General features: G+C 55.0%; 18 protein-coding genes and 1 pseudogene. 4 read left to right on the top strand and 15 right to left on the bottom strand.

All coding sequences use genetic code 11. The features are described from left to right. The 14 genes and pseudogenes from G7K71_RS03605 to G7K71_RS20005 all read right to left on the bottom strand — a co-directional run bounded on the left by G7K71_RS03605 (position 1) and on the right by G7K71_RS20005 (position 14,035). On the bottom strand, positions 1 to 1,188 hold the full coding sequence (locus tag G7K71_RS03605) for an iron-containing alcohol dehydrogenase (protein WP_166343568.1): 1,188 nt from the start codon (positions 1,186 to 1,188) through the stop codon (positions 1 to 3). A gap of 344 nt (positions 1,189 to 1,532) precedes the next feature. After that, entirely contained in the window at positions 1,533 to 2,429 is an 897-nt protein-coding gene (locus G7K71_RS03610; protein WP_166343570.1) for a molybdopterin-binding protein, read from the bottom strand. Between the two features lie 120 nt (positions 2,430 to 2,549). Further along, a complete protein-coding gene (locus tag G7K71_RS03615; protein WP_166343572.1) occupies positions 2,550 to 2,783 on the bottom strand; it encodes a MoaD/ThiS family protein in 234 nt (77 codons plus the stop codon). A 265-nt stretch (positions 2,784 to 3,048) separates the two neighbouring features. After that, complete coding sequence (locus tag G7K71_RS03620; RefSeq protein ID WP_166343573.1) at positions 3,049 to 4,932, bottom strand: aldehyde ferredoxin oxidoreductase family protein; 1,884 nt, start codon at positions 4,930 to 4,932, stop codon at positions 3,049 to 3,051. Positions 4,933 to 4,945: 13 nt separating this feature from the next. Then, complete coding sequence (locus tag G7K71_RS03625; protein ID WP_166343575.1) at positions 4,946 to 5,407, bottom strand: 4Fe-4S dicluster domain-containing protein; 462 nt, start codon at positions 5,405 to 5,407, stop codon at positions 4,946 to 4,948. A 91-nt stretch (positions 5,408 to 5,498) separates the two neighbouring features. After that, positions 5,499 to 6,701, bottom strand: a complete 1,203-nt coding sequence (locus tag G7K71_RS03630) for an iron-containing alcohol dehydrogenase (RefSeq protein ID WP_166343577.1) — start codon at positions 6,699 to 6,701, stop codon at positions 5,499 to 5,501. Positions 6,702 to 7,142: 441 nt separating this feature from the next. Then, the gene (gene dmpG / locus G7K71_RS03635; RefSeq protein ID WP_166343579.1) at positions 7,143 to 8,168 is read right to left on the bottom strand and encodes a 4-hydroxy-2-oxovalerate aldolase; all 1,026 of its coding nucleotides are present in this window, start codon (positions 8,166 to 8,168) and stop codon (positions 7,143 to 7,145) included. After that, the gene (locus G7K71_RS03640) at positions 8,149 to 9,045 is read right to left on the bottom strand and encodes an acetaldehyde dehydrogenase (acetylating) (protein ID WP_166343581.1); all 897 of its coding nucleotides are present in this window, start codon (positions 9,043 to 9,045) and stop codon (positions 8,149 to 8,151) included. The genes dmpG and G7K71_RS03640 overlap by 20 nt, the downstream gene beginning before the upstream one ends. A 69-nt stretch (positions 9,046 to 9,114) precedes the next feature. After that, positions 9,115 to 9,897 (bottom strand): 2-keto-4-pentenoate hydratase, encoded by a 783-nt coding sequence (locus tag G7K71_RS03645; RefSeq protein WP_166343583.1) that lies wholly within the window; start codon positions 9,895 to 9,897, stop codon positions 9,115 to 9,117. Positions 9,898 to 9,982: 85 nt separating this feature from the next. Next, positions 9,983 to 10,804 carry a nicotinate-nucleotide pyrophosphorylase gene (locus G7K71_RS03650; protein WP_166343585.1) on the bottom strand — a complete coding sequence of 274 codons (822 nt, stop codon included), beginning with the start codon at positions 10,802 to 10,804 and terminating at the stop codon, positions 9,983 to 9,985. Between the two features lie 24 nt (positions 10,805 to 10,828). Then, a complete protein-coding gene (locus tag G7K71_RS03655) occupies positions 10,829 to 12,271 on the bottom strand; it encodes a hypothetical protein (RefSeq protein ID WP_166345065.1) in 1,443 nt (480 codons plus the stop codon). 192 nt (positions 12,272 to 12,463) lie between these two features. Then, positions 12,464 to 12,886, bottom strand: a pseudogene (locus G7K71_RS20000) (4Fe-4S binding protein); the annotation flags it as partial. A gap of 126 nt (positions 12,887 to 13,012) precedes the next feature. Beyond that, positions 13,013 to 13,153, bottom strand: a complete 141-nt coding sequence (locus G7K71_RS03665) for a hypothetical protein (RefSeq protein ID WP_207712623.1) — start codon at positions 13,151 to 13,153, stop codon at positions 13,013 to 13,015. A gap of 66 nt (positions 13,154 to 13,219) precedes the next feature. Next, a complete protein-coding gene (locus G7K71_RS20005) occupies positions 13,220 to 14,035 on the bottom strand; it encodes an IclR family transcriptional regulator (RefSeq protein WP_166343587.1) in 816 nt (271 codons plus the stop codon). 420 nt (positions 14,036 to 14,455) lie between these two features. Here G7K71_RS20005 and G7K71_RS03675 point away from each other — a divergent pair, with 420 nt between their 5' ends. The 4 genes from G7K71_RS03675 to G7K71_RS03690 all read left to right on the top strand — a co-directional run bounded on the left by G7K71_RS03675 (position 14,456) and on the right by G7K71_RS03690 (position 19,407). Continuing rightward, positions 14,456 to 15,967, top strand: coding sequence for an MDR family MFS transporter (locus G7K71_RS03675; protein WP_166343589.1), 1,512 nt, complete (start codon positions 14,456 to 14,458; stop codon positions 15,965 to 15,967). 41 nt (positions 15,968 to 16,008) lie between these two features. Beyond that, complete coding sequence (locus G7K71_RS03680; RefSeq protein ID WP_313884923.1) at positions 16,009 to 16,278, top strand: DJ-1/PfpI family protein; 270 nt, start codon at positions 16,009 to 16,011, stop codon at positions 16,276 to 16,278. A gap of 136 nt (positions 16,279 to 16,414) precedes the next feature. Next, the gene (locus tag G7K71_RS03685) at positions 16,415 to 17,557 is read left to right on the top strand and encodes an FIST signal transduction protein (RefSeq protein ID WP_166343591.1); all 1,143 of its coding nucleotides are present in this window, start codon (positions 16,415 to 16,417) and stop codon (positions 17,555 to 17,557) included. Beyond that, on the top strand, positions 17,557 to 19,407 hold the full coding sequence (locus tag G7K71_RS03690) for an HD domain-containing phosphohydrolase (protein WP_243174671.1): 1,851 nt from the start codon (positions 17,557 to 17,559) through the stop codon (positions 19,405 to 19,407). The genes G7K71_RS03685 and G7K71_RS03690 overlap by 1 nt, the downstream gene beginning before the upstream one ends. On the opposite strand, the gene G7K71_RS03695 is transcribed toward G7K71_RS03690, so the two are convergent. Then, positions 19,391 to 21,508, bottom strand: a complete 2,118-nt coding sequence (locus tag G7K71_RS03695) for an HD domain-containing phosphohydrolase (protein WP_166343595.1) — start codon at positions 21,506 to 21,508, stop codon at positions 19,391 to 19,393. The genes G7K71_RS03690 and G7K71_RS03695 overlap by 17 nt on opposite strands. Between the last annotated feature and the right edge of the window lie 81 nt (positions 21,509 to 21,589).

Consider the following 21,589-nt stretch of genomic DNA (forward strand, 5'->3'; position numbering starts at 1 on the left):
TTATAGGACGTCATTTCCGTAGTAGGCACAAAGGAAGATTTTCTTGATTTCTTCCACAGTCGGTACTCGCGGATTGGCCGGTGTACTGCCATCTTTCATGGCATTCTGGGCCAGCATATCTACCTTATTCAGGAAGTCTTGCTCATCAATACTAGCATCCTTCAGGCAGGCAGGTATGCCAAGGAGTTTTTGCAAATCCCGGATCGCTTTAATAAATTTGGCCGTACCTTCATACGGATCACTCGAATCATGGCCAAATGCCCGGGCAACATCAGCATAGCGGGCTGCAGCCGCAGGAGTGTTGTACTGTACCACATATGGTAACATGATTGCGTTCGCCCGACCATGTGGTACTCCATATTCTGCTCCGATCTGGTGAGCGGTACTATGGACCAGTCCCAGAGCAGTATTAGTGAATGTAAATCCTGCCATCAGGGAAGCCGTGTGCATTTTCTCCCTTGCTTCTTTGTTGGAACCGTTAGCAAAAGCCCTGGGCAGCCACTCATAAGCCATAGCAGCCGATCTCAATGCAATTGGGTCAGTCACATCAGTAGCGTTTACTGAAACGTACGCCTCGACGGCATGTACGATTACGTCAAAACCGGTATTGGCGGTAACTACCGGCGGCATAGTGGAAGGCAGTTCAGGATCGCAAATAGCAATGTCGGGCGTGACTTCATAGGAGAGGGTGAAATCCTTCACATTGGGTTGAACATCGCGGTTGGTGATTACTGCGGCAAGGGTTACTTCGGTAGCGGTACCACTTGTAGAAGGAATAGCCACATATCTGGCCTTATTTCTCAGCTTAGGAACGCCGGTGAAAGGAACGAAAATTTGTTCCCACGTTACATCAGGATGTTCGTAAAAAATCCACATAGCTTTACCGGCATCAATGGCAGATCCGCCACCTAAACCTACGATTAAATCCGGCTGGTATTCAAGCATTAACTTGGCGCCCTTCTTTACCGTTTGACGGGAAGGATCCGGTTCCACTTCGTCGAAGACGGTGCTTTTAATTCCTGCTTCTGCCAGATAACTTTTTACTTTTTCTACAAAACCGAGCTGCTGCATTACTTTATCCGTTACAATTACGGCTTTCTTTCCATCCAGCTGTTTGAGATATTCTAGACAGCCCCATCCGAAAACAATATCTCTTGGAATTCTGAACCACTTTGAGTAACCAGACATAATAATCCTCCTTTACTAAAATTTGAGAATTTGAACTATCCAGACCATACAACAATAAGTTGATACGTTAGTGTAGATTGTTCATTTAACCATTAATTTCACCTCCCCAATAGGTCTTTCAACCCCCATAGTTGCTAAGACTTAGAAAAGGTTGTTGTTTGACAATACCGTATCCTATTTATAAAAATTTGGCTTTTAGGTTTGTTTGATAATACTAAACATTGTTTGATATTTTACTAATATTAAAGTGTGACTTAAAACATTACTTACAATATTCCTTCCATTACTCCTAAAAATTTTTGCACATTTTTAGAAAACGTTTTAAAAATCCTCACCCTATTCTTTCATCCATGGTGCTCGTGAACCATCGCCCGGCGCCACTTTTCCCGCAACACCCGGGCCAGAGCGCCGGCCAGAATTTCTTTGCCCCAACCTGCTTCCAGCGCTTCCAGCAGGACGGGAGCCGCCAGCCGTACCTCGTCGTGGGGACCGGGTAAAGCCACCAGAGTGGTTAATTCCACCTGACCTACTGCAATGCGCACACCGTCTTTCAAATGGCGTCCCTTTCCGGCGTGGAAATGGAGGATCCAGGGGGTCGCCGCCGCTGGGTCGAGCCGGGAAATGCTCTCCACCATCCAGTCTTTATCCTCCGCACCAACCCCGCCGGTGGTGATCACAAGGCCGTAACCGTCCGCCACTGCCGACCGGAGGCGGCCGGTAATCAGATCCAGATCGTCCGGCAGAATGCCTCCAAAACGCATCCGGTAGCCGTGCTGCTCAAACAGGCCGATCAAATAAGGCGAATTTGTATCCTCAATCAGGCCTTCCTGGACTTCCCGGCCGGAAGCAAAAACCACCCCCCGCCGGGCCACACCGGCCCTTACCTGCTGCGCCAGGCGGGTGGAACGCTCCAGTAATTCCTCCCGCTGTTCCGCATCGGCGGCAATCAGGCCCAATATGCCCCGGGCGTGAACAGCCGCACTGGATGTGGCCCGTACCCCCGGCACGCGATTCAGGGCTGAAAGCAGTTCTTTTTCCCGCCCCACAATTTGTTCAGCCATCACCGTGCGCCGCATGATATCCAGCACCACCACCCGGTCCCGCACATCTACCACCATCACAGCTTCAGCAGGTAATCCCAATACACGGGCGGTAACGGCGGCTATTTCGTTAAGATTTGCCCCTTGAAGTTCAATACCTGTAATCCAGAGCTCGGTTTTTTGCAGCAGGTCGAGTTCCAAGAATAACCATCTCCTGATAAAGCTAAATTAAGGTTAAGATAAATGCCTCACCCGGAAAAATAGCCGCTCAAGAAGCGCCAGCAGTGGCATCCAAAGTATCATGAAATTTTCCCAAAGTTCTTACCCCCCGCTGGCCGCCGGGAAGAAAACAACCTCATCTCCCTCAACCAGCACATACTCTTCTCCCACCATTTTTCCATTAACGGAAACAAAGCGTACCTCATTCAAAGGCAGCCCCAAACGTTCCCGTAACTCTCTGATTGTCTCGCCTTCTTTCAGTTGAACAGGATGAAATTTGCCGAAGGCAGGGTAGGAAAAAGAAAGAATACCCAATAATTTTACCGTCACCTGCATTTCTATCCAGACTCCTTTTTTTACGGGTAAGTTTTCAGTTAACCCGATTGAGGAACGGCGTTGTCCCGCTCACTTTTTTGCCGGTGAGTGCTGGGTTCACCGGGTGCTGTCACCGGTGCTCCGCAAAATCGTTTTCGCTCTGGACAACGCCGTTCCTCTGCAGTTAACGGCAGTTTTATTGAACTTTTACTTTTACGGGAGCTCAGGGCGAATTTATACACAACCGCTATATGTCATGGAGGAACAGCGGTAATGAAGCTACCCTTTAGTTGGTCGCAAATTCCAGGCCCAGCTCCCTCAATTTTTCGGGAGCAGGAAAGCCGGTCTGCCTGTCCCAACCCATGGCCTCATAATACGCATCCAGCATAGCATCCAGATTTTCCACCCTGGCCCCTGCGGAAGGACCATCCTGGATGGCCTGAGAAAACCGCCCGGGCAACTTATCATCCTTGCGGGTGAAACCTTCACGGGCGTTAAAACACCGCTTGAGATTCCAGGAACGCTCTGCTGCCGTCACCAGTTCTGCCGCTGTTACGTCCCACCCGGTGAGAGCACTGACAATCTCGGCGTAAAGCTGCGGCGTGATGCAGCTGCCTTCAGTACCCCACGAGTAGAAGATACATGCCCCCAGGATTTCGCTGATTTCACCCTGTAACGCCACATACCGGTAAACAATGCCTTTTTGAGGCGATTCATCCTGTATCCCTGCTGGCGGCCAGGGCAACCCGAATTCCTTCATGCCGCAATCAAGCTGACCGAAGTCCCAGGTGCTTGCCCAGTTGGGGTGCATATGACAGGCCCCCCGCGGAGAAACGGCATACTGCACAGCAAGCACCTTAGATTCAGAACGGGGCTCGTGAGCCGGCAGTTCAAGTCCTTTCACATGGATAGCCGCTTCTTCGGCAGCAGGACCGAGCTGTTCAGCCATACGTTTTACACCCTGGGCCAGCAATGCCCCAATTCCTTCCCGGTGGGCAATCTTTTCCACCAATTTTACCACTACTTCTCCATCACCCCACCGTAAAGGCATTCCATCCGTGTCCTTATCGGTTAGCAGCCCCTTTTCATAACACTCCATCGCAAAAGCAATGCTCATGCCCGTACTAATTGTATCCAAACCATAAATGTTGCAGAGGTAATTTCCTCTAATAATAGCTTCCAGGTTGTCAACACCACATATGGGCCCCAGCATATCTACAGTTTCGTATTCCGGACCCTCCATGGGAGGTGTAGCAAACTTTCCACCACCCACTGAAGTATAACGCCCACAGGCGAAGCTGCAACCATAACAAGCCCGCCGTTTAATCTGATATTTCCGGTTGAGAGTCTCACCTGAAACCTGATCGGCTTTATCAAAATAAGCCGTCTGGAAGTTCTTTGTCGGCAGGATTCCCAGGCTGTTGTTCAACGATACCAGGCCAACCGTACCCAGAGAAGGAATGCTGCCGAAGGGGTAATTCTTTAACCATTGCTCTGCCTTCTCAACAGCCTCCGCAAATTCCTTCGGGCGGGCCACTTTAATGCCGCCACGGCCATTCACCACAACCGTCTTCAAATTTTTACTGCCAAACACTGCTCCAATACCGCCGCGGCCGGCAGCCCGTCCCCTATCATTCATAAGAGCTGCATACAGAACACCATTTTCGCCCGCCTGACCTATGGTTGCCACAGAGATTTCCGGATCATCAAGTTCGCGAATCAGGGCATCTGTAGTTTCTTCAACGTTAAGCCCCCACAGGTGTTTAGCGGGTTTAATCTCCGCCTCGCCATCGTGGATATACACATAGACGGGCTCTTCTGCCTTACCTTCAATGACCACAAAGTCGAACCCCGCATATTTGAGTTTTGGACCAAAAGCCCCTCCCGACCGGGCCTGATTCCATGTGCCGGTCAAAGGTGACTTGTAGCACACCTCGTAGCTTCCACCGCTGGGACAAAGGGTCCCGGTTACAGCACCAGTGGCCAGCACCACTTTAGCTTCTGGAGCCAGAGGATCAATGCCGCCTGGCATTTCCTGGTAGAGAAGCCTGGCTGCATAGCCAACACAACCCATATACTTGCGCAATTCGTTTTTATCCAGTTCTTCTACCTTGAATTCACCACTGGTCAGGTTAACCCGCAGCAGCTTACCGGCAAATCCATACCACATTAACCAGCACCTCCTATCTGATCCTTACGCCGTGGGCCATAGCCCAAATCTCCCGGCGCATGGCCGCAGCTTTACCTGCATCTTCGTATCGAAGAGCACCATGCGGGCAATGGCTGACACATGCCGGTGAACCGGAGCACAGGTCACACTTGGCCGCTACATCTGTTTCTTCATCAATTCTGAGCACTCCATAAGGGCAAACCTTCACACAGGTACCGCAGCCGGTGCAAATACTTTCATCCACTACCACCGCATCAGTAGTTCCATCCCGCTTAAGTGCTCCGGTGGGACAAACATCTATACATAAGCCGCACTGCATACATACTACGGGCACATCTACCGCCGGCTCCCGGCGTATCACATAAACATTGCTGCGGGAAGGATTTATTTCACCATACTTAGTTAGCGAACACCACATTTCACAACGGTGGCACCCGGTGCACAAGAACGGGTCCACTACCAGTACCTTCGACACTGGCGGTCACCTCCATGACGTAATTATCATAACTGGAAGAGGGAGCAGGAAGAAAGGATAGTCTCGCCTGCTCCCTAATTTACCCCTGGCTCTAATACAGTTTATCCCCAAGACGGCCTTCATAACTTCTGGTCAGCAGTTCTACCGCCGCCTCTCTGGTCATCGGACGCTTGGACCAGCCGTAAAAAGCGGTAATCCACGGGCTCTCAACCATCATTTCGGCTAACTTTGGAATATCTTCCTTCTTACCGAAGGGTGCCCATGTAGTGGGAATACCAACATCTTCGATTAACTGTTTGACCGCGTAGACAGCAGCCTGGGCAGCCTGACGGACACTCATGCCAGCGGTATTCTGACCTAAGGCCACGGCAATGCGAGCCAGTTTCTCCATGCAGTGACCCATGTTATACTCCATCGCATAGGGCAGGGCAACCGCACAACCAACACCATGCGGAACATGGTATACGGAACCCAACGTATGTGCCAGAGCATGACCCTCTACGATTCCCGGATCATTAAAGGCCATGCCAGCCATCATTGAAGCATAAGCCATCTTGACCCGAGCCTCCAGGTTATCCCCTTCGTAAACGGCCACCGGCAGGGTCTCTGCGATGAACTCAATCGCCTTGAGAGCAATTGCATCAGTAAGCGGGTTTTCCTGTTTGGCCATCATCGTCTCGATAGCATGAGAGAGGGCATCGATACCTGAAGAAGCAGTAACTTTGGGCGGCATACTTACAGTCAGGGTAGGATCCACCAGTGCCATATCCGGCAGGATGGTCGGCGTGGAGAAGAAACCTTTAATACCATCTTTAGCAAATGTGATTACAGCATACATCGTACATTCGGTACCTGTTCCGGATGTGGTGGGAACAGCAATAATCGGTGCGCCCTTTTTGGGGAAGGTGGTGTTAACCAGATAATCCTCAGTTTTACCCGGCAGCGCCAGGAGCTGAGCAGCCACCTTGGCGATGTCGATAGCACTGCCGCCGCCAAGACCAATTACGAAGCTGCCACCTTCTTTACGAGCAAATTCAGCAGCCTGGTCACAGACCACATTATCCGGCTCGGGCTTACCCTGGTCAAAAACCGCTACCTCAAATCCGTCCTTCTTCAGGGCCTGAGCTACCCGATCAGCGATCCCCGCCTGAGCCACCCCGGGATCAGTTACAATAATAGCCTTTCCGCTTATACCCATTTCTTTGATATACTGGCCAATATTGTCTATGGCATTTACACCAAACACTACTTTTTGAGGGGTATAGTATTGAACCACTTTGAGCATTGGGAACATAATAACACAACCCCCTTAACCCTGGTATTTTTGCCATAAGATTTAAACTACCATAAGTACTACCAGTGAATTTACTTTTACCTCCAGGCCTCGCTATCTTTTCTCAAAATTCACCCCCTAAGGTTTCTTTTTAAAGCTTGCCAGGTATGTTTGATAATACCAAACCCTATTCTGTTTATAGCAACCAAATACCCCGCTCCTTTGAAAAACGCCGACCCTTCACTTGTTTGACATTAACAAACTCTATTCTGGTTTTCTTATAATTGTCATTGTTCGACATTATTTTTAAAACTCCTGCCATTCTCCCTAAAAATTTATTTTAGAAATTTATGCGTTATTTTAAATGGTGTCAAAACGCATCCGGCAAGATATTCGGGCACAGGGGGCCGGTTTCTTTCCGGAACCGAACCCCCATTGCTGAATGGCCTATCAAACAGTTTATCAACCAGCCACAACCTGTTTATTCTGAGCCATCTCGTAAGCCACGTCAATAATGTAGTCTTCCTGACCGCCTACAATCTTGCGGCGCCCCAGTTCCATTAAAATGTCCCGCGGATCCAGGCCAAACTTCTCCGCCGCCCGGTAGGTGTGCAGGAGGAAGCTGGAGTACACGCCGGCATAACCCAGCATGATGGACGCATTATCGATCACCTGGGGGCGGCGCATCATGGGCTCCAGGACATTGGCAGCATCCATGATCTTATAGAGATCCACATCTACCTCACAGCCAACCTTTTTAAGGGCTGCCGTCAGCACTTCGGTAGGCGCGTTACCTGCCCCGGCTCCCAGGCCGCGCAGGGTCCCGTCTACTACCGTGGCCCCGGCTTCCACTGCTGCCAGTGTATTGCCGATGGCCAGACCCAGGTTGTTATGGGCATGGAAACCCACCGGAATCTTCAGGCAGGAACGCACGTAGCCAACCTTTTCCTTAACCTCCGGCGGGGTCATGGCCCCCGCCGAGTCCACCACATAGACCACGTCCGCACCGTAACTTTCCATCAACCTGGCCTGCTCGGCAATCTTCTCTTTGTCTACGGTGTGGGACATCATCAGAAAGCCTACCACTTCCGCCCCCATCTCTTTGGCCAGGCCCATGTGCTCTTCCGATATGTCCGCCTCGGTAACGTGGGTGGCTATGCGGAAGACCTTTACCCCGGCTTTAACCGCCATCTGCATGTCCTTACAAGTACCGATACCGGGCAGTACCAGGGCTGCCAGCTTTGCCCGCTTGAGCACCGGAGCAACTGCGTGCAGGTACTCCTCGTCTGTAGCCGCGGCAAACCCGTACTGGAATGAATAACCGGCCAGCCCGTCGCCGTGAGAAACTTCGATTACGTCCACGCCGGCCTCATCCAGGGCGGCCGCCACCCTGGCCATCTGTTCCGGGGTGAACTGGTGGGCCATGGCGTGCATCCCATCCCGCAAGGTGGTGTCCATAATTCTGATCTTAGGCACAGCTTTCCACATCCTTCCGACTGTAAATCCCCAGCAGGCGCATGGCCATCAACTCGCCCACCCGTGCAGCAGCCGAAGTCATAATGTCCAGGTTGCCCGCATAAGTGGGCAGGAAGTCTCCCGCCCCGGTCACTTCGATGATCGTAGTCACCTTGTTTCCTTCCACCAGCGGCTCTACCCGGAGCCGGTAACCGGGAACGTACTCCTGAATGCGCCGTACCATGTCGAGCACTGCAGTACGAATTTTATCCTCATCCGGATGCTCCACCAGAGTGTAGATGGTGTTATGCATCATGATTGGGGGCTCGGCTGGGTTAAGGATAATAATGGCCTTGCCCTTTTGAGCCCCGCCCACCACTTCCAGGGCCCTGGCCGTGGTCTCGGTAAACTCATCGATGTTCTGGCGGGTTCCCGGCCCGGCGCTTTTACTTGAAATGGAAGAAACGATCTCTGCGTATTGAACGCCTGCCACCCGGTTAATTGCCGCCACGATGGGCACGGTGGCCTGGCCACCGCAGGTAACCATGTTTACGTTCATGGCGTCCAGATGCTGATCTATGTTAACCACCGGGACTACGTAAGGACCCACCGCCGCCGGAGTGAGGTCGATGGCAATCTTGCCCGCCTCCCGCAGCAGGGGAGCATGTTTGAGATGAGGCTTGGCTCCGGTAGCGTCAAAGACAATCTTGATCTCCGGTTCCCGCAGTACTGCGTCGATCCCTTCGTGTGAGGCTTTAATGCCCAGTGATCTGGCCCGGGCCAGGCCCTCGGATTCCGGGTAAATTCCCACCATCATGGCTACTTCCACGTATTTGCTGCGCAACAGTTTGTACATCAGGTCGGTACCGATGTTACCCGGCCCGACGATGGCTGCCTTTATTTTTTCCAACAGAACGTCCTCCTTAACTTAGAAGATTATGCATTTAAAGATTATGCATCCATATAATGAGGTTGAAGATTAAGCACCAATAAACTTTGCGGTTACCGTGCCCAGGCGGTCGAAAGAAGCGCGGATCACCGAGCCGGGACTCACCGCCACTGCCTGGGTGAACGAACCGGAAAGCACCACCATACCCGGCTCCAGGCTCAACCCGTAGCGGGCCACCGCGTTGGCCAGCCAGGCCACCGCTGCCGCCGGGTGGCCAAGTACCGCGGCTCCCGCGCCGGTAGCAAAGACTTCCCCATCCTTTTCCAGTACCAGCCCGAGCAGGCGCAAGTCCAACCCTTCCACCGGCATTAACGTCCCACCCAGAATAATGGCCGCCGAGGAAGCGTTGTCGGCAATGGTGTCCTGAATTTTTATCTTCCAATCAATAATTCTACTGTCAATAATCTCCAATGCAGGCATCACTCCCGCCGTGGCCCGTAATACATCGGCCACGGTAACCCCGGGGCCGGTTAGCCGCTCCCGCAGCACGAAAGCTATTTCTGCTTCTACTTTGGGCTGAATCAGCCTTGACAGGCGTACCGGCTCACCCTCGAGCAGCACCATGGTGTCCAGAATATGACCGTAATCCGGCTCATAAACTCCCAGCATCTGTTGCATGGCCCTGCTGGTCAGGCCAATCTTCATCCCCACCACCCTTTGGCCCCGGGCACACTTGTGTTCTATTACCTTCAATTGAATCTGATAGGCCGTGGGAATATCAATTTCCGGCCAGGCCGCTGTCAGCGGTTCGATGGGCATTCTAGTTTCTTCCGCCTGCAGTAACCGCCCGGCCCACTCTTCGATTTGCTGCATGGTCTCAACTCCATCTATTTGATATTGAAGAACAATGTTTTGGGATTACCCAAAATTAGAAGGACATTATGTCCGGTACCGCACCCTACGCCGGCCCCAGAACCTCAAAGCGCAGATCAGCCAGTGGCGCATCCAGCACCGAACGCCCTATATCTATAATGTCCACATCCAGCTCTGCGATGGCCGGCAGATCCTCCCTGGTAATTCCCCCGGAAAAAGCAAGACGCACTCTCTGCCGCCATCCACTCCCGCGCAGGTACCCGGCCACCCTGGTCACATCTTCCACACGGCCGGTGTCTACCATTAAGACGGCAGCTCCATTGATTACCGCCTGGGCAGCCTCTTCGGTAATGTCGCCCCACTCACCGCGCAGCTGGATGACTTTTTCACCGGGCAGAGCCGCTACCGCCTGGAGGGTGCCGGAGATACCTCCAAACATACGGATATAGTTTTTATCCAGGTAGATGAAGGGTTCATCCAGGATCCGGGTGGCCACACCGCCCACTGCCGCAGCCCGGCGCAAATTCTGCCGCCAGGGCAAAGGTAGCTTTTTCCATCCTCCACACACCACCCGGATACGGCCGGGAAGCATCTCACGGAACGAACGGGCGGCGGTGGCCACGCCGGAAGCCTTGCCGATCCAACCCAGCACTCGATCTTCGGCTACGGCCAGGGCCAGGGCCGGCCCGGTAAGTGTGAGTACCGCCTGACCGGCCAGCACATTCATACCCTCCCGCACCTGGCTCCGTACCTCCAGCCCCAGAGAACTGGCTTCATTTTCACCTTCGATCAGGCCGGCGACCACCGCCGGCCGGGTAAAGACCACCCCGGCCTGGAAGATACGATTTTCCACTGCTTTGAAAATGGAATAACGAATATCATCGGGAGGGAGAATGTGCTTTTCCATTTGAGCCAACCTCCTGCCAGCTCCTCAACAAATCTTAAATCGAGACGGATCGATGCCCCTCTGCTTCAACCATTTGGGAAGCAGTTCCCCGTCCACTCGACGTGAAACGAGAGGTGCTTTCTGCAGCAGGTATTCACCCAGGGAACGGCTGACGTTCAAAGCTCCTGAAGCACCGTCAAAGGCGAGGATCTTATCCGTACCCGCAACCCGTTTGGCAAAACGCACTGCCGTGTCCAAATCCTCCGCCAGCAACGTATGCCTGGTGTAGCTGAGGTTCTGCGGGTCCCGGTTAAGCAGCTCTGCCTGTTCCCGGCCCACTACAATGGTCGGGATGTGCTCGGTAAAGAAGGCGCTGGGATACCCACCCCAGGCATAGTTATGGATAACTACCTTAATTGCCGGATTTACCGGCGGCACCCCTTCGATCAGCGGCCGCCCGTCTTCACCGTAGAAGGCCTCCGTATACCAGGTGTACGGCGGCAGCGGATCGTCCAAATCGAAAAGGTCCCGGTTAGCCCCGGCAAAGTTGGCGAAAATGACCCCCGCCGCAAATACATATGGCACTGGGCTGGGGAAGTCCAGAATGGTGATGGCCTCGTCAATCTCACCCAGCAGGGTCATCATCTTGCCGTAATCCCGGCAACCCAAATAAGTAACCCGGTCGTTGAGCGCATAGAGGTCGTTGTCCGCGTCCACCCCTACCACCCCGCTGGGCGACATCATCAGAAATACGGCGCAGGCAAATTTCTCCTGGACAAAAGGAGAATCAAAGATTGCCCTGGCCACAAAGTTGGCCGCCCGCGGACCCAGGTTCTGGTGATAAGTGGAGCGGGTTTCTATGCGCGCATAGGACATGCCGAAGGGTTTTACCGCCCGGTCCACCTGACGGTGGAAGTGAACTTCCCGCACGTCACTGTTGTGGGCGTGGATGATCCACCGGGCATCGTATATTTTTTTGATGCCGTAAAGAGTGCCGATTTCGGTCTCGATGGCAACCCCCTCATCCACCGGAGCCACGCCGGCGGCCTTGCCTTCATAGTATTCGTCCAGGCCAAATGCCTTAATATATTCTTCGCTCTCCCGGAAACGCAGCCCCACACCTACCCGCAGGCGTATATCCGTACAGCCCGTGCGTTCCCGCACCACGTCCCGGATGGTCCTGAGCATCTCGGCATATGGCGCTCCACCCAGCAAGGTGAACCCGTGGTGTGAACCCAGCACATTTACCGAGTCACCGGGTTTGATCATGCTCAGATCCACTTTTTCCATCTGCTTCCGGGTGGCTTCCCGGATCATCTCCAGGCCGTTTTCACCCGGGTAAATAACCGGCGCTGCATCAGGAAAAAGATCCCGCACCAGCACGGAAACCATGTCCGGCAACTCTGCGGCCCGCTTGCGGACCAGTTCGGGTGCTACCCCGTACTGGGAACGACGCGGCGGTAAGGGCATAACAGGTGCTCGTAGCATTATTCCCCCCCCCTTTTCACAGGCACCAACCAGTGAATCCAGCAGTTTGCGATCTTCATCGAAGTAAAAACCGCGTTGAGCGTATTTTTTCTTAACCTCTTCCGGAATATCCCAAACCGTAGGCGTCAAGCCGTACCATTGATAACCTCTGGCAGGCCGCTCCGGTGCAATTCCCGCTGCATGCAGCAACCGCAATACCGGCTGGATGCACTCCACCTTACACCCGGTACGTACACCTGTGCGCCGGGAGATCTCTTCCGGAGATTTCGCTCCCTTGAGTACCGCCGCCGCCACTTCCTCAGCCCTGGTAGCCGTGCAGTAGCAGATAATCTGTTTGGGGTGCAGGTGCGCCCTCCGGCAGAGATCAATGACAGCCGCCATATCTACCCCCGCCAGGCTCTCCTGTACTACCCGCGACTGTTCAAGGGGGACCATGGTGATGGCCATTTCCGGACAGCGTTGTTCGCAGTTGGCGCAGCCCAGGCAGTTTTCCGGGTCTACCACTGCTTTTTTGTTTTCCACTTTAATGGCCAGCACCGGACAAACCCGTTCACAGCGCGTGCAGCCCTTACATTTATCCACATCTACTACCGCGTACAAGGTTACTGCGCGCAAGGCCCATCCCTCCTTTGTTCGACATTGTCAAATATGATACGTCTTTGTAGAATAAATTCTCCCTCTACTTATAAATTCCTTCTTGAAATCATCAAAAAAATTGTATTCTAAAAGAGAACTGAAAACTCAACCTGCCCGGATCAACTCCCTGGGGTAAGCGGTAAGCAATTCTGCCCCCGACCGGTGACCAGCGAACAGTCCGTAAGCCGCGGCCCGCCAAACCCGGGGAGGTAAATTGTTGGGAGCAATAAGTACTGAAATAGACAACCTTATCGGCCCCCTCCTGGAAAGCGCAAAACCCCTCTCCAGCCCTTCGAAATCTAACTTTCAGGCCTAAATGTGAACGTAGCCATTAAGCTCGATACTTGCGCCCATCTGCCGGGAAATCTCACCGGCCACCTTTTTAAGGGACCCGGCGATACGGGACATTTTCTCCTCCGTCATTCGTGATGCCGGTCCGGAAACGCTGATTGCTCCCACCGGGTATTGACCATAACCGATAAGGGGTGCCGCCACGCAGCGCAGCCCCTCTTCAATTTCTTCCCGGTCGTAGGACACCCCTTCTTCCCGGATCCGTGCCAGCTCCACACTCAATTCTTCCCAGGTGGTGATAGTGTTGGCGGTAAATCTGGGCAGCCCCCGCTTTTTAACAATGGCCCGCACCTTTTCCTCGGGAAGATAGGCCAGAATGGCCTTCCCCACGCCGGTACAATGGGCAGGCAGCCGTCTTCCGATGCGGGAGACCATGCGGATGGATTGCGGGCTATCAATTTTATCCACGTAAACCACCTGGCCGTCGTCCATAATCACCAGGTGCACTGTTTCCCCATGTTCATCCACCAGTTGCTGTAAATAAGGAGAGGCAATTTCACGCAGGTCACAGTGCTCGAGAAAAGCCCCACCCAGGGCTAAAACTCGATAACCCAGCCGGTACCGGCCCGTTTTGATCTCCTGGTGTACATAGTTGTGTTTAACCAGAGTTTGCAGTAACCCAAAGGCAGTACTTTTATGAAGCCCCAGTTCCCGGCTGAGCTCAGAAAGGGAAACCGGTCCACGACACAGATACTCCAGGATCTTGATTGCCCTTTCTACTGATTGAATAGTGTTTATTTCCTGCGCGGTTCCACTTCTGTTCCTGGTTCTTGCCACAGATAAGTGCCTCCTTTGCTACTTCTTCTGAACTTTTTCTTAATTTTATAATGTCGAATTATGTTTATACATTAATCCCAAAATTGCCGCTCGGTTCAATCCAGGCGGCCAAAGTCCCAGATGAGGTGCTTTTTTCTGCAAGATTCAATTACTTAATGAATGATTATATCATAATCCAGCAAGCGCGAGCAACGACCAGCGTAGACCGGTTCGTGTCAATGCGGAAGCACCCGGGGCAACAATCTATACCCCTGCCATGAGTGAAACAAAAATTTGCAGGCTTTGCTTTCCGGTCTGCAACTTGTCACGGCGGATGATCTAAAGAAAAATTTAAACACCATTGTCTTCTGTATACTTTAGGGATATAATATTTAACGTTCTTAAGTAATTTATAAATACCGACAGGAAGGTGAATTTAAGGTGCTCAGAGTTTTGAAGAGCGATAAAAGGAGATTGCTCCTGGTAGCCCTCCTGATTACCATGCTGACGGCCGCCGTGAACCAGACGGTGGTAGCAACCGCCATGCCCCGGATAGTTGCCGATCTGGGTGGACTGGACTTCTATAGCTGGCTGGCCACCGCCTACATTCTTACCTCAAGCGTGGTGGTACCTCTGGCCGGAAAGTTCTCCGACCTGTGGGGGCGCAGGCCCTTTTTCCTGGCCGGAATAATGCTCTTTCTGGTGGGATCCTGGGCTTCCGGCCTGGCCCGCAGCATGGAGTGGCTGATTACCGCCAGGGCCGTACAGGGTCTGGGCGGCGGCATGCTCATGGCTATGAACACCATTACCATCGGGGACCTCTTCCCCCCGGCCAAAAGAGGGCGCTGGCAGGGGATCATGATGAGCGTATTTGCCCTGGCCACCCTCCTGGGCCCCACCATCGGCGGGTGGATTACGGACCACTGGAGCTGGCGCTGGGTTTTCTATGTCAGCACACCTTTCGGCCTTTTATCACTGATCCTGTTGTTTTACGCCCTGCCCTCCCACCGGGCAGCTGAAAAACCGCGGATAAATATCTGGAGCCCCCTGCTGCTGACCGTTTCCCTGGTCGGCCTGTTGCTGGCCCTGACCTTTGCCCAGCAGGATCTGAGCTGGACCACCCACCGGGTATTGACCGGCTTTGCCGTGGCGGTTTTATGCGGCCTCCTGTTCTCCCTGGCCGACAGCCGGTCGGATGAACCGCTGCTACCGGGGTGGCTATGGAAAAACAATATCTTTGTCGTTTCCACTGTTACCCTGTTCCTGGTTACCCTGGGTATGTTCGCCATTACCCTTTACCTGCCCATGTACCTGCAAATTGTAACGGGCGTCAGCGCAACCCATTCCGGCACCCTGCTCACACCCATGATGCTTTCGATCATGCTTGGCTCCATGGCCAGCGGGATGCTGATTTCCCGCCTGCGCCACTATAAAATTTTTGCCGTGGTGGGGCTAGCCGTTGCCTCCGCCGGCATGTTCTACCTGGGGCGCCTGCCCGTAGACGCCACCCATGCCATGGTGGTCGCCGGCATGATTATCGCGGGTACGGGCATGGGCATGGCCATGCCCACCTTTACCGTCGCCGTTCAGAATACGGTCCGCCGCACGGAACTGGGAACGGTTACGGCCGCCTCCCAGCTATTCCGCAGCATTGGCGGCGTTTTTGGCAGCGCCCTTACCGGCAATATCGTTATGACCGACCTGAGCCACCGCCTGGCAAAGCTGATGCCGCCCGGGGCACAGGCAAATATTGATCCCGGCCGGGTCATGGGCCGACTGATGCAGGTTCCCGGTGATCCCCGCCTGATGGCCTTTAAAAAAGCTTTTTCTTTGAGCATCACCCATGGCTTTTTCATCGGAGCCATCCTTCTGACGGGGGGACTGCTGGCTTCCCTGTTTCTCGAAGACCGGGAGCTAAAGGCGCGGTGGGATGACCAGCCGGTACTGGAATGAAAGTTGCCGGCAGGATTGCACTTGCTTTAGTGTAGGGAATAATCCGGCACTTTGCCGGAGCCAACAAGCCCATCGCCGCCATTTGCCACGGCATACAGGTACTGGCGGCGGCAGGTGTGCTCCGTGGGAAAACCTGCACGGCCTACCCGGCGGTAAAACCCGAGGTGGAAAATGCAGGAGGTAAATGGGTGGATGTAGAGGTAAGCGGGGCTTACGTTGAAAGCAACCTGGTTACCGCACCAGCCTGGCCCGCCCACCCCGAGTGGCTTGCGAAATTCCTCAAGCTTCTGGGAACAAAGATCGAACCGTGAGAAGCCCAAGGATGAGAGGAGCCCGGCCTGCAAAGGGACTCCTCTTTTTGTTACGGCCCGGGAAGGGTTTTTAAAACCTTTGCAGAAAATCTCCTTGTCTGGTTGCCGGACTGGAGAAGAGAGGAGTCCTGTGCGCATGAAGGTGGGTGTGGGGTACAGTTTACATCCGGACTCCCGGGAAGCCGCAAGGAAGGCGGCACGGTTCGCCGCGGCCCGATCGGGACCGCCCGCCCTCACATTTCTGTTTACCACCGAAGGGTACAATCAGGAAGAGATCCTCGAAACAGTGATGGCCGAAACGGGGACCCCAAAACTGGTCGGCGCGTCCGGAGCGGGAATCATCACGGCAGAAGGGATCAAAAAGCACGGTGTGGAAGTGGTGACGCTCGCCGGTGAAGGGATTACGGCCAGGACGGCCCTGGTGGAAATGCTGAGCGAACGGGCCGACGAAACGGGCAGGGAACTGGCCGAAAAGCTCTTAAGCGGGCAGACTCCGGGCGAAGGTACTGTATTTGTGTTTCCCGACGGCCTGGCGGGCAACATTGCACGGATGCTGCGCGGTATTTACGACGTGCTGGGCTCCCGGTTTACATATGCAGGCGGGGGAACCGGAGATAACATGCACTTTTTCAGGACATACCAGATGACCGAAACCGGCGTTGCCAGCGGCGCGGTAGCTGCGGCCCTGGTTGCCGGGTGTTCCTTTGCCACCGGGATGGGTCACGGCTGGGAACCTTTCGGCCCTCCGCTGCTCATCACCAGGACAAGGGGCAAGGTTGTCTTCGAAATTGATGAGCAACCGGCCTTTCAGGTCTATTCGCGCCGGCTCGGGGGGATAACGAGCGAAGAGTTTCCTGACTGCGCCGTCCGCTACCCGCTGGGGGTACCGGACCTCACCGGAAGATTCATTATCCGCGATCCTTTCAAACTGGGTGCAGACGATTCGATTGAATTTGTCACAGAAGTCCCTTACCGTGCCGTGGCCCACCTCATGCGCTACACCAGTCCCGAAAGCCTTACCCGGGCGGCCCTTGAGGCAACCGTGCAGGCCAGGAAGTCTGTGAACTTTCCCCGCTTCGCCCTGATCTTCGACTGCGTGTCCCGCTTTCTGTTAATGGGAGAACATGCAGACCGGGAACTGGAAGCGATCCGGAATACACTGGGCGGGGTGCCGGTGGCGGGTTTTCTGACTTTTGGGGAAGTTGGCAGTTGCGCCAGCGGCCCCCCCCTCTTTTACAACAAAACTTTTCTCATCGCCATGGGAGGGACGTCTTTGTGATGAACCCCGGCGCGCTGGAGCTGGCCTTTCTGTACGAGGTTTCCTCGCTTGCCTGGCCCGGTTCAGAAGCAGACCTTTTTGATGAAGTAGTAGAAAAAGCGGTGCGGCTTTTCGGGGTCCAGCGGGCAGCCCTCGTCCTCCACGACGACACAGGGCAGTCCACCTGCCATACCTGGGGCTTCGGGCGGAACAAAGTAAACGTTCTCAAGGAACAGCCCTGGCAGAACCGGGGTCCAGGGAGGGTCTATCTTAAGGAACTGGGGAGCCCTCCTCTCGGGAATCTTTACCTTGAAAGAAACGAAGACTTCCTGGAGAACGAACGCCGCCTGCTGGACGTGTTTTCCGGGCGGCTGGCAAATATCCTGCAGCTCCACATCTGGGAGAGGAAAACCAGAAAGCTGAGAGAGCGCTTCCGGCTGGTTTTCGAAAACATGCCCATGGTGGGTGCCCTATCCTTTGACCGGGAGGGAAGGATTTTACACTACAACCGGGAAGTGCAGAAAATCCTCGGCCAGGATGCGCTGCTAAAGGACGGGGACTGGCTCACCCGGATAAGGCCGGCGGCCGATTTTCAAAAGCTCCTGACCCGGACATGGGAAACCGGTCAGGTTGTCGAACCCGGGGAATGGCAGATTCAAACGCCGGAGGGAGACCTGCGGTGGGCGCTTTTAACCCTGGTCCCCGTGAAGCAGGACGAAAAAGTGGAAGAGGTTTTCTGCATGATCATAGACATAACCGGGCGAAAGCAAATGGAGGAAGAACTCAGGCGCCTGAGCGTTTTTGACAGCCTGACCGGCCTTTACAACCGCAATTACTTCGAGCAGAAAATCCGCCAGCTGGATGAAGAGGGCGTGCGGCCGGTAAGCGTCATTGTGTGTGACGTAGACGGGTTGAAGCCGGTCAACGACTGCCTGGGTCACAGGCAGGGGGACGAGTTGCTTCAAAAGGCTGCCGCCCTGATCCGCGAAGTGTTCCCCGGAGAAGAAGCCTTCCGGGTAGGCGGCGACGAGTTTGCCGTCATCCTGCCGGCAAGGGATAGGGAAGCTGCACAGAAAGCCTGCTCGATTTTAGTGGAAACCCGGGAGAAGTTCAACAGGGGTCACACTGTCATCCCGCTCAGCATTTCCGCCGGGGTGGGTGTCACGGAGAACCCCCGCAGGTCCGTTTACGACGCTTACAAGCAGGCAGACGATGAAATGTACCGTGACAAGTTACAGCGCTGTGCTGCAGAGAGGTACGATGTAGGCCGTTCCCTCCTGGCAGCGCTTTTCAAGAATTACCCCCACATTGATAAGCATGCCAGGCGGGTTAAGGAACTGGCGTGGCTACTGGGGAAGGCAGCAGGCCTTTCCACGGGGGAGATGGACAACCTGCTTCTGCTGGCCGAGGTGCACGACATTGGAAAGGTGGGCCTCCCGGATCACATCCTGCGTAAAAATGAACCACTCACAAAAGAAGAAGAGGAAGAAATGAAACGCCACTGCGAAGTAGGATACCGGATTGCAAGGTGCTCACCCAAACTGACCCCGGTGGCTGAGCTAATCCTGCAGCACCACGAGTGGTGGGACGGGCGGGGGTACCCGCAGGGTTTAAAAGGGGAAGAAATCCACCTCTTAAGCCGCATTCTTGCCATAGCTGACGCCTACGAGGCCATGACTGCCGGCCGGCCCGGCAAAAAAGTCATGCCCGGGGAGGAAGCCATGACAGAACTCAAGCAGCGGGCAGGAACCCGGTTCGACCCTCACCTGGTGGAAATTTTCCTTAAACTGCTGCAGGAAGAAAACGGTGAGATTCTCCCCTCAGAGGTTTTTCATCCGGAGCGCGCCGCGGCCGTCACCGCACCTGTTTGAACAAAAAGAGAATTTCTCCTAAAATAGCCAGAAGAGTTGCTACGTCAATATTTACCATTTCGTCCCCGGGGATTCGCAGGAATGCCTCCACTACCCGGGGGTCAAACTGGCTGCCCGCGCACCGCTTCAGTTCATTGAACGCCTGGTCCGGGGTAAGTGCTTTCCTGTAGGGCCTGGCGGAGGTCATGGCGTCGTATGCGTCGGCCACGCGGATTATGCGCGCCAGGAGCGGAATTTCTTCTCCTGAAAGCCCGTCCGGGTAGCCCCCGCCGCCGTAGTCTTCGTGGTGGTGCCGCACGGCTGCCGTAACTCCGCCGGGGAACCCGGCCGGTTCCAGAATCCTGGCCCCCACCTCGGGGTGACCCTGCATTTCTTTCCTTTCTTCCGGAGTGAGGGGACCCGGCTTGAGAAGAATATTCTCGCGGACGCCAATTTTGCCGATGTCGTGCAGGAGCCCGGCCATATACACCTGCTCCTGTTCTCCGGCACCGAGTCCCAGGAAGCGGGCGCACAAACGCGCCAGCTTTGCAACCCTCAAGGAGTGACCCCTGGTGTAAGCGTCCCTGGCCTCCAGGGCAGCCGCCAGTGCCTGCACGACATTCAGGTAATATTTCCGCAGCGAGGAATACAGGCGGGCATTTTCCAGCGCCAGGCCCAGTTGAGAGGCAATGATGACCAGATATTCGACTTCCTCTTCCGACCAGCGCCGCGGTACGGGAGAATAGATCTTTAAAGTGCCCAGGGTCTTTCCGCCCGCTTTCACCGGCACGACAACCAGCGCCCGCACCTCGGGCACGGAGTAGGGGAGGCGCGTACTCGTCACGGCATCGGCCAGGTCCTCCACGACCACAGGTTCCCCCTTCTGGAGCACCTCGCCCAGCAAATTGCCGTCCGGCCGGATACGGCCCGTCTCCGCCTGCAACCCCGGGCTCATGCCCACATTACCCCTGAGCACCAGATCGCCGGTACTCTCGTCAAGCAGCCGCAATACACACCACCGGGCGCCCAGCACATCCCGCACGCCACTCAGAGCGGCTTCGATGATCCGGTCTGCATCGAAACTGCCCGACACCACCTGTCCTACCTCGAGCAGCCGTTCCAGCATAGCCGCCCTTTCCTGAACCCTCCGGAAAAGCCGGGCGTTCTCCAGCGCCAGGCCCAGAGCGGTGCCCAGGGTGGTCAGGAAAACGGTTTCCTCCCCGGTGAAGTGCTGCCCTCCCGGCCTGCCCGCCAGGGTGAGCACCCCCGTCACCCTGCCTCCGACTGTAAGAGGTACCGCCACTGCCGGCCGCTTTCCTTCGGCTGCGTTTTTTTCATCGTCAAAGTGTGCGGCGGCAGCTTCCCGTCCAACTGCGGCTATTATTTCCCCTGCAGGAATAACTCCCGGCCCGTTGTCCGGCTCCAGGGCGGCCGCCACTTCGGCGGTTGCCGCCCCCGGCTCCGCCTCGTCCAGCATAAGCACCGAGCCGCCGGCGGCCCCGGTCAGCCTCAGCACCGCCTCCAGCCCCTGCCGGGCTGCTTCGGCCAACTTCAGGCTGCTGGAAACAGTTTTACTGAACTCAAAAAGGGCTGTAAGTTCGTTCACCTTCTTCTGGAGTTCCTGCTCGGTGTACAGGAGCCGGGCTACAGTCTCCGCCACTGCCTGCATCATCCCCGTGGCAGCTGAAAGCCGCTCTTCACTCCAGACGGGTACTTTAATGGCCGCCGCCAGAAGCTCTTCGTGGTCAATGCCCGTTTCCCGGGCCAGTTGCAGCACCGCTTCTTTTGCAAGCTCCTGCAGCGCCACACTGCCGCCCACCAGCACTGCCGCCAGCTCCCCCGCCACATTTAAAGGCGTTGCCAGGTGCACCAGCCCGGCATGGCAGGTGTGGGTAACCGCCTTCCCTGCGCTCGCGGCGGCTCTGACCGAGGCCGCCCGCGAAGCGGCGCACCTGGCCTTTCCTTCCGGATTGCTGTTTATTAAAGCACAGAATGAACACAGGTTGGTGATTTCGGTAAGCAGGCGCCCGTCCGGGTAAGCGATCAGGGCCGACAGTCCCAGAGCCCGGCTCATGGTTTCTTGAAGTTTTTGTAAATTTTTTAGTTCTCCGTAGAGCTGCATTAGCTTCCCCTTTCCACGAAACCGGCCAAATATCCTGCCATCACCTGCCGGAGAATGCCTGTTCGCCGTCCCCCGCTTATC

The organism is Desulfofundulus sp. TPOSR, from assembly GCF_011393055.1.
Lineage (GTDB): Bacteria > Bacillota > Desulfotomaculia > Desulfotomaculales > Desulfovirgulaceae > Desulfofundulus > Desulfofundulus kuznetsovii.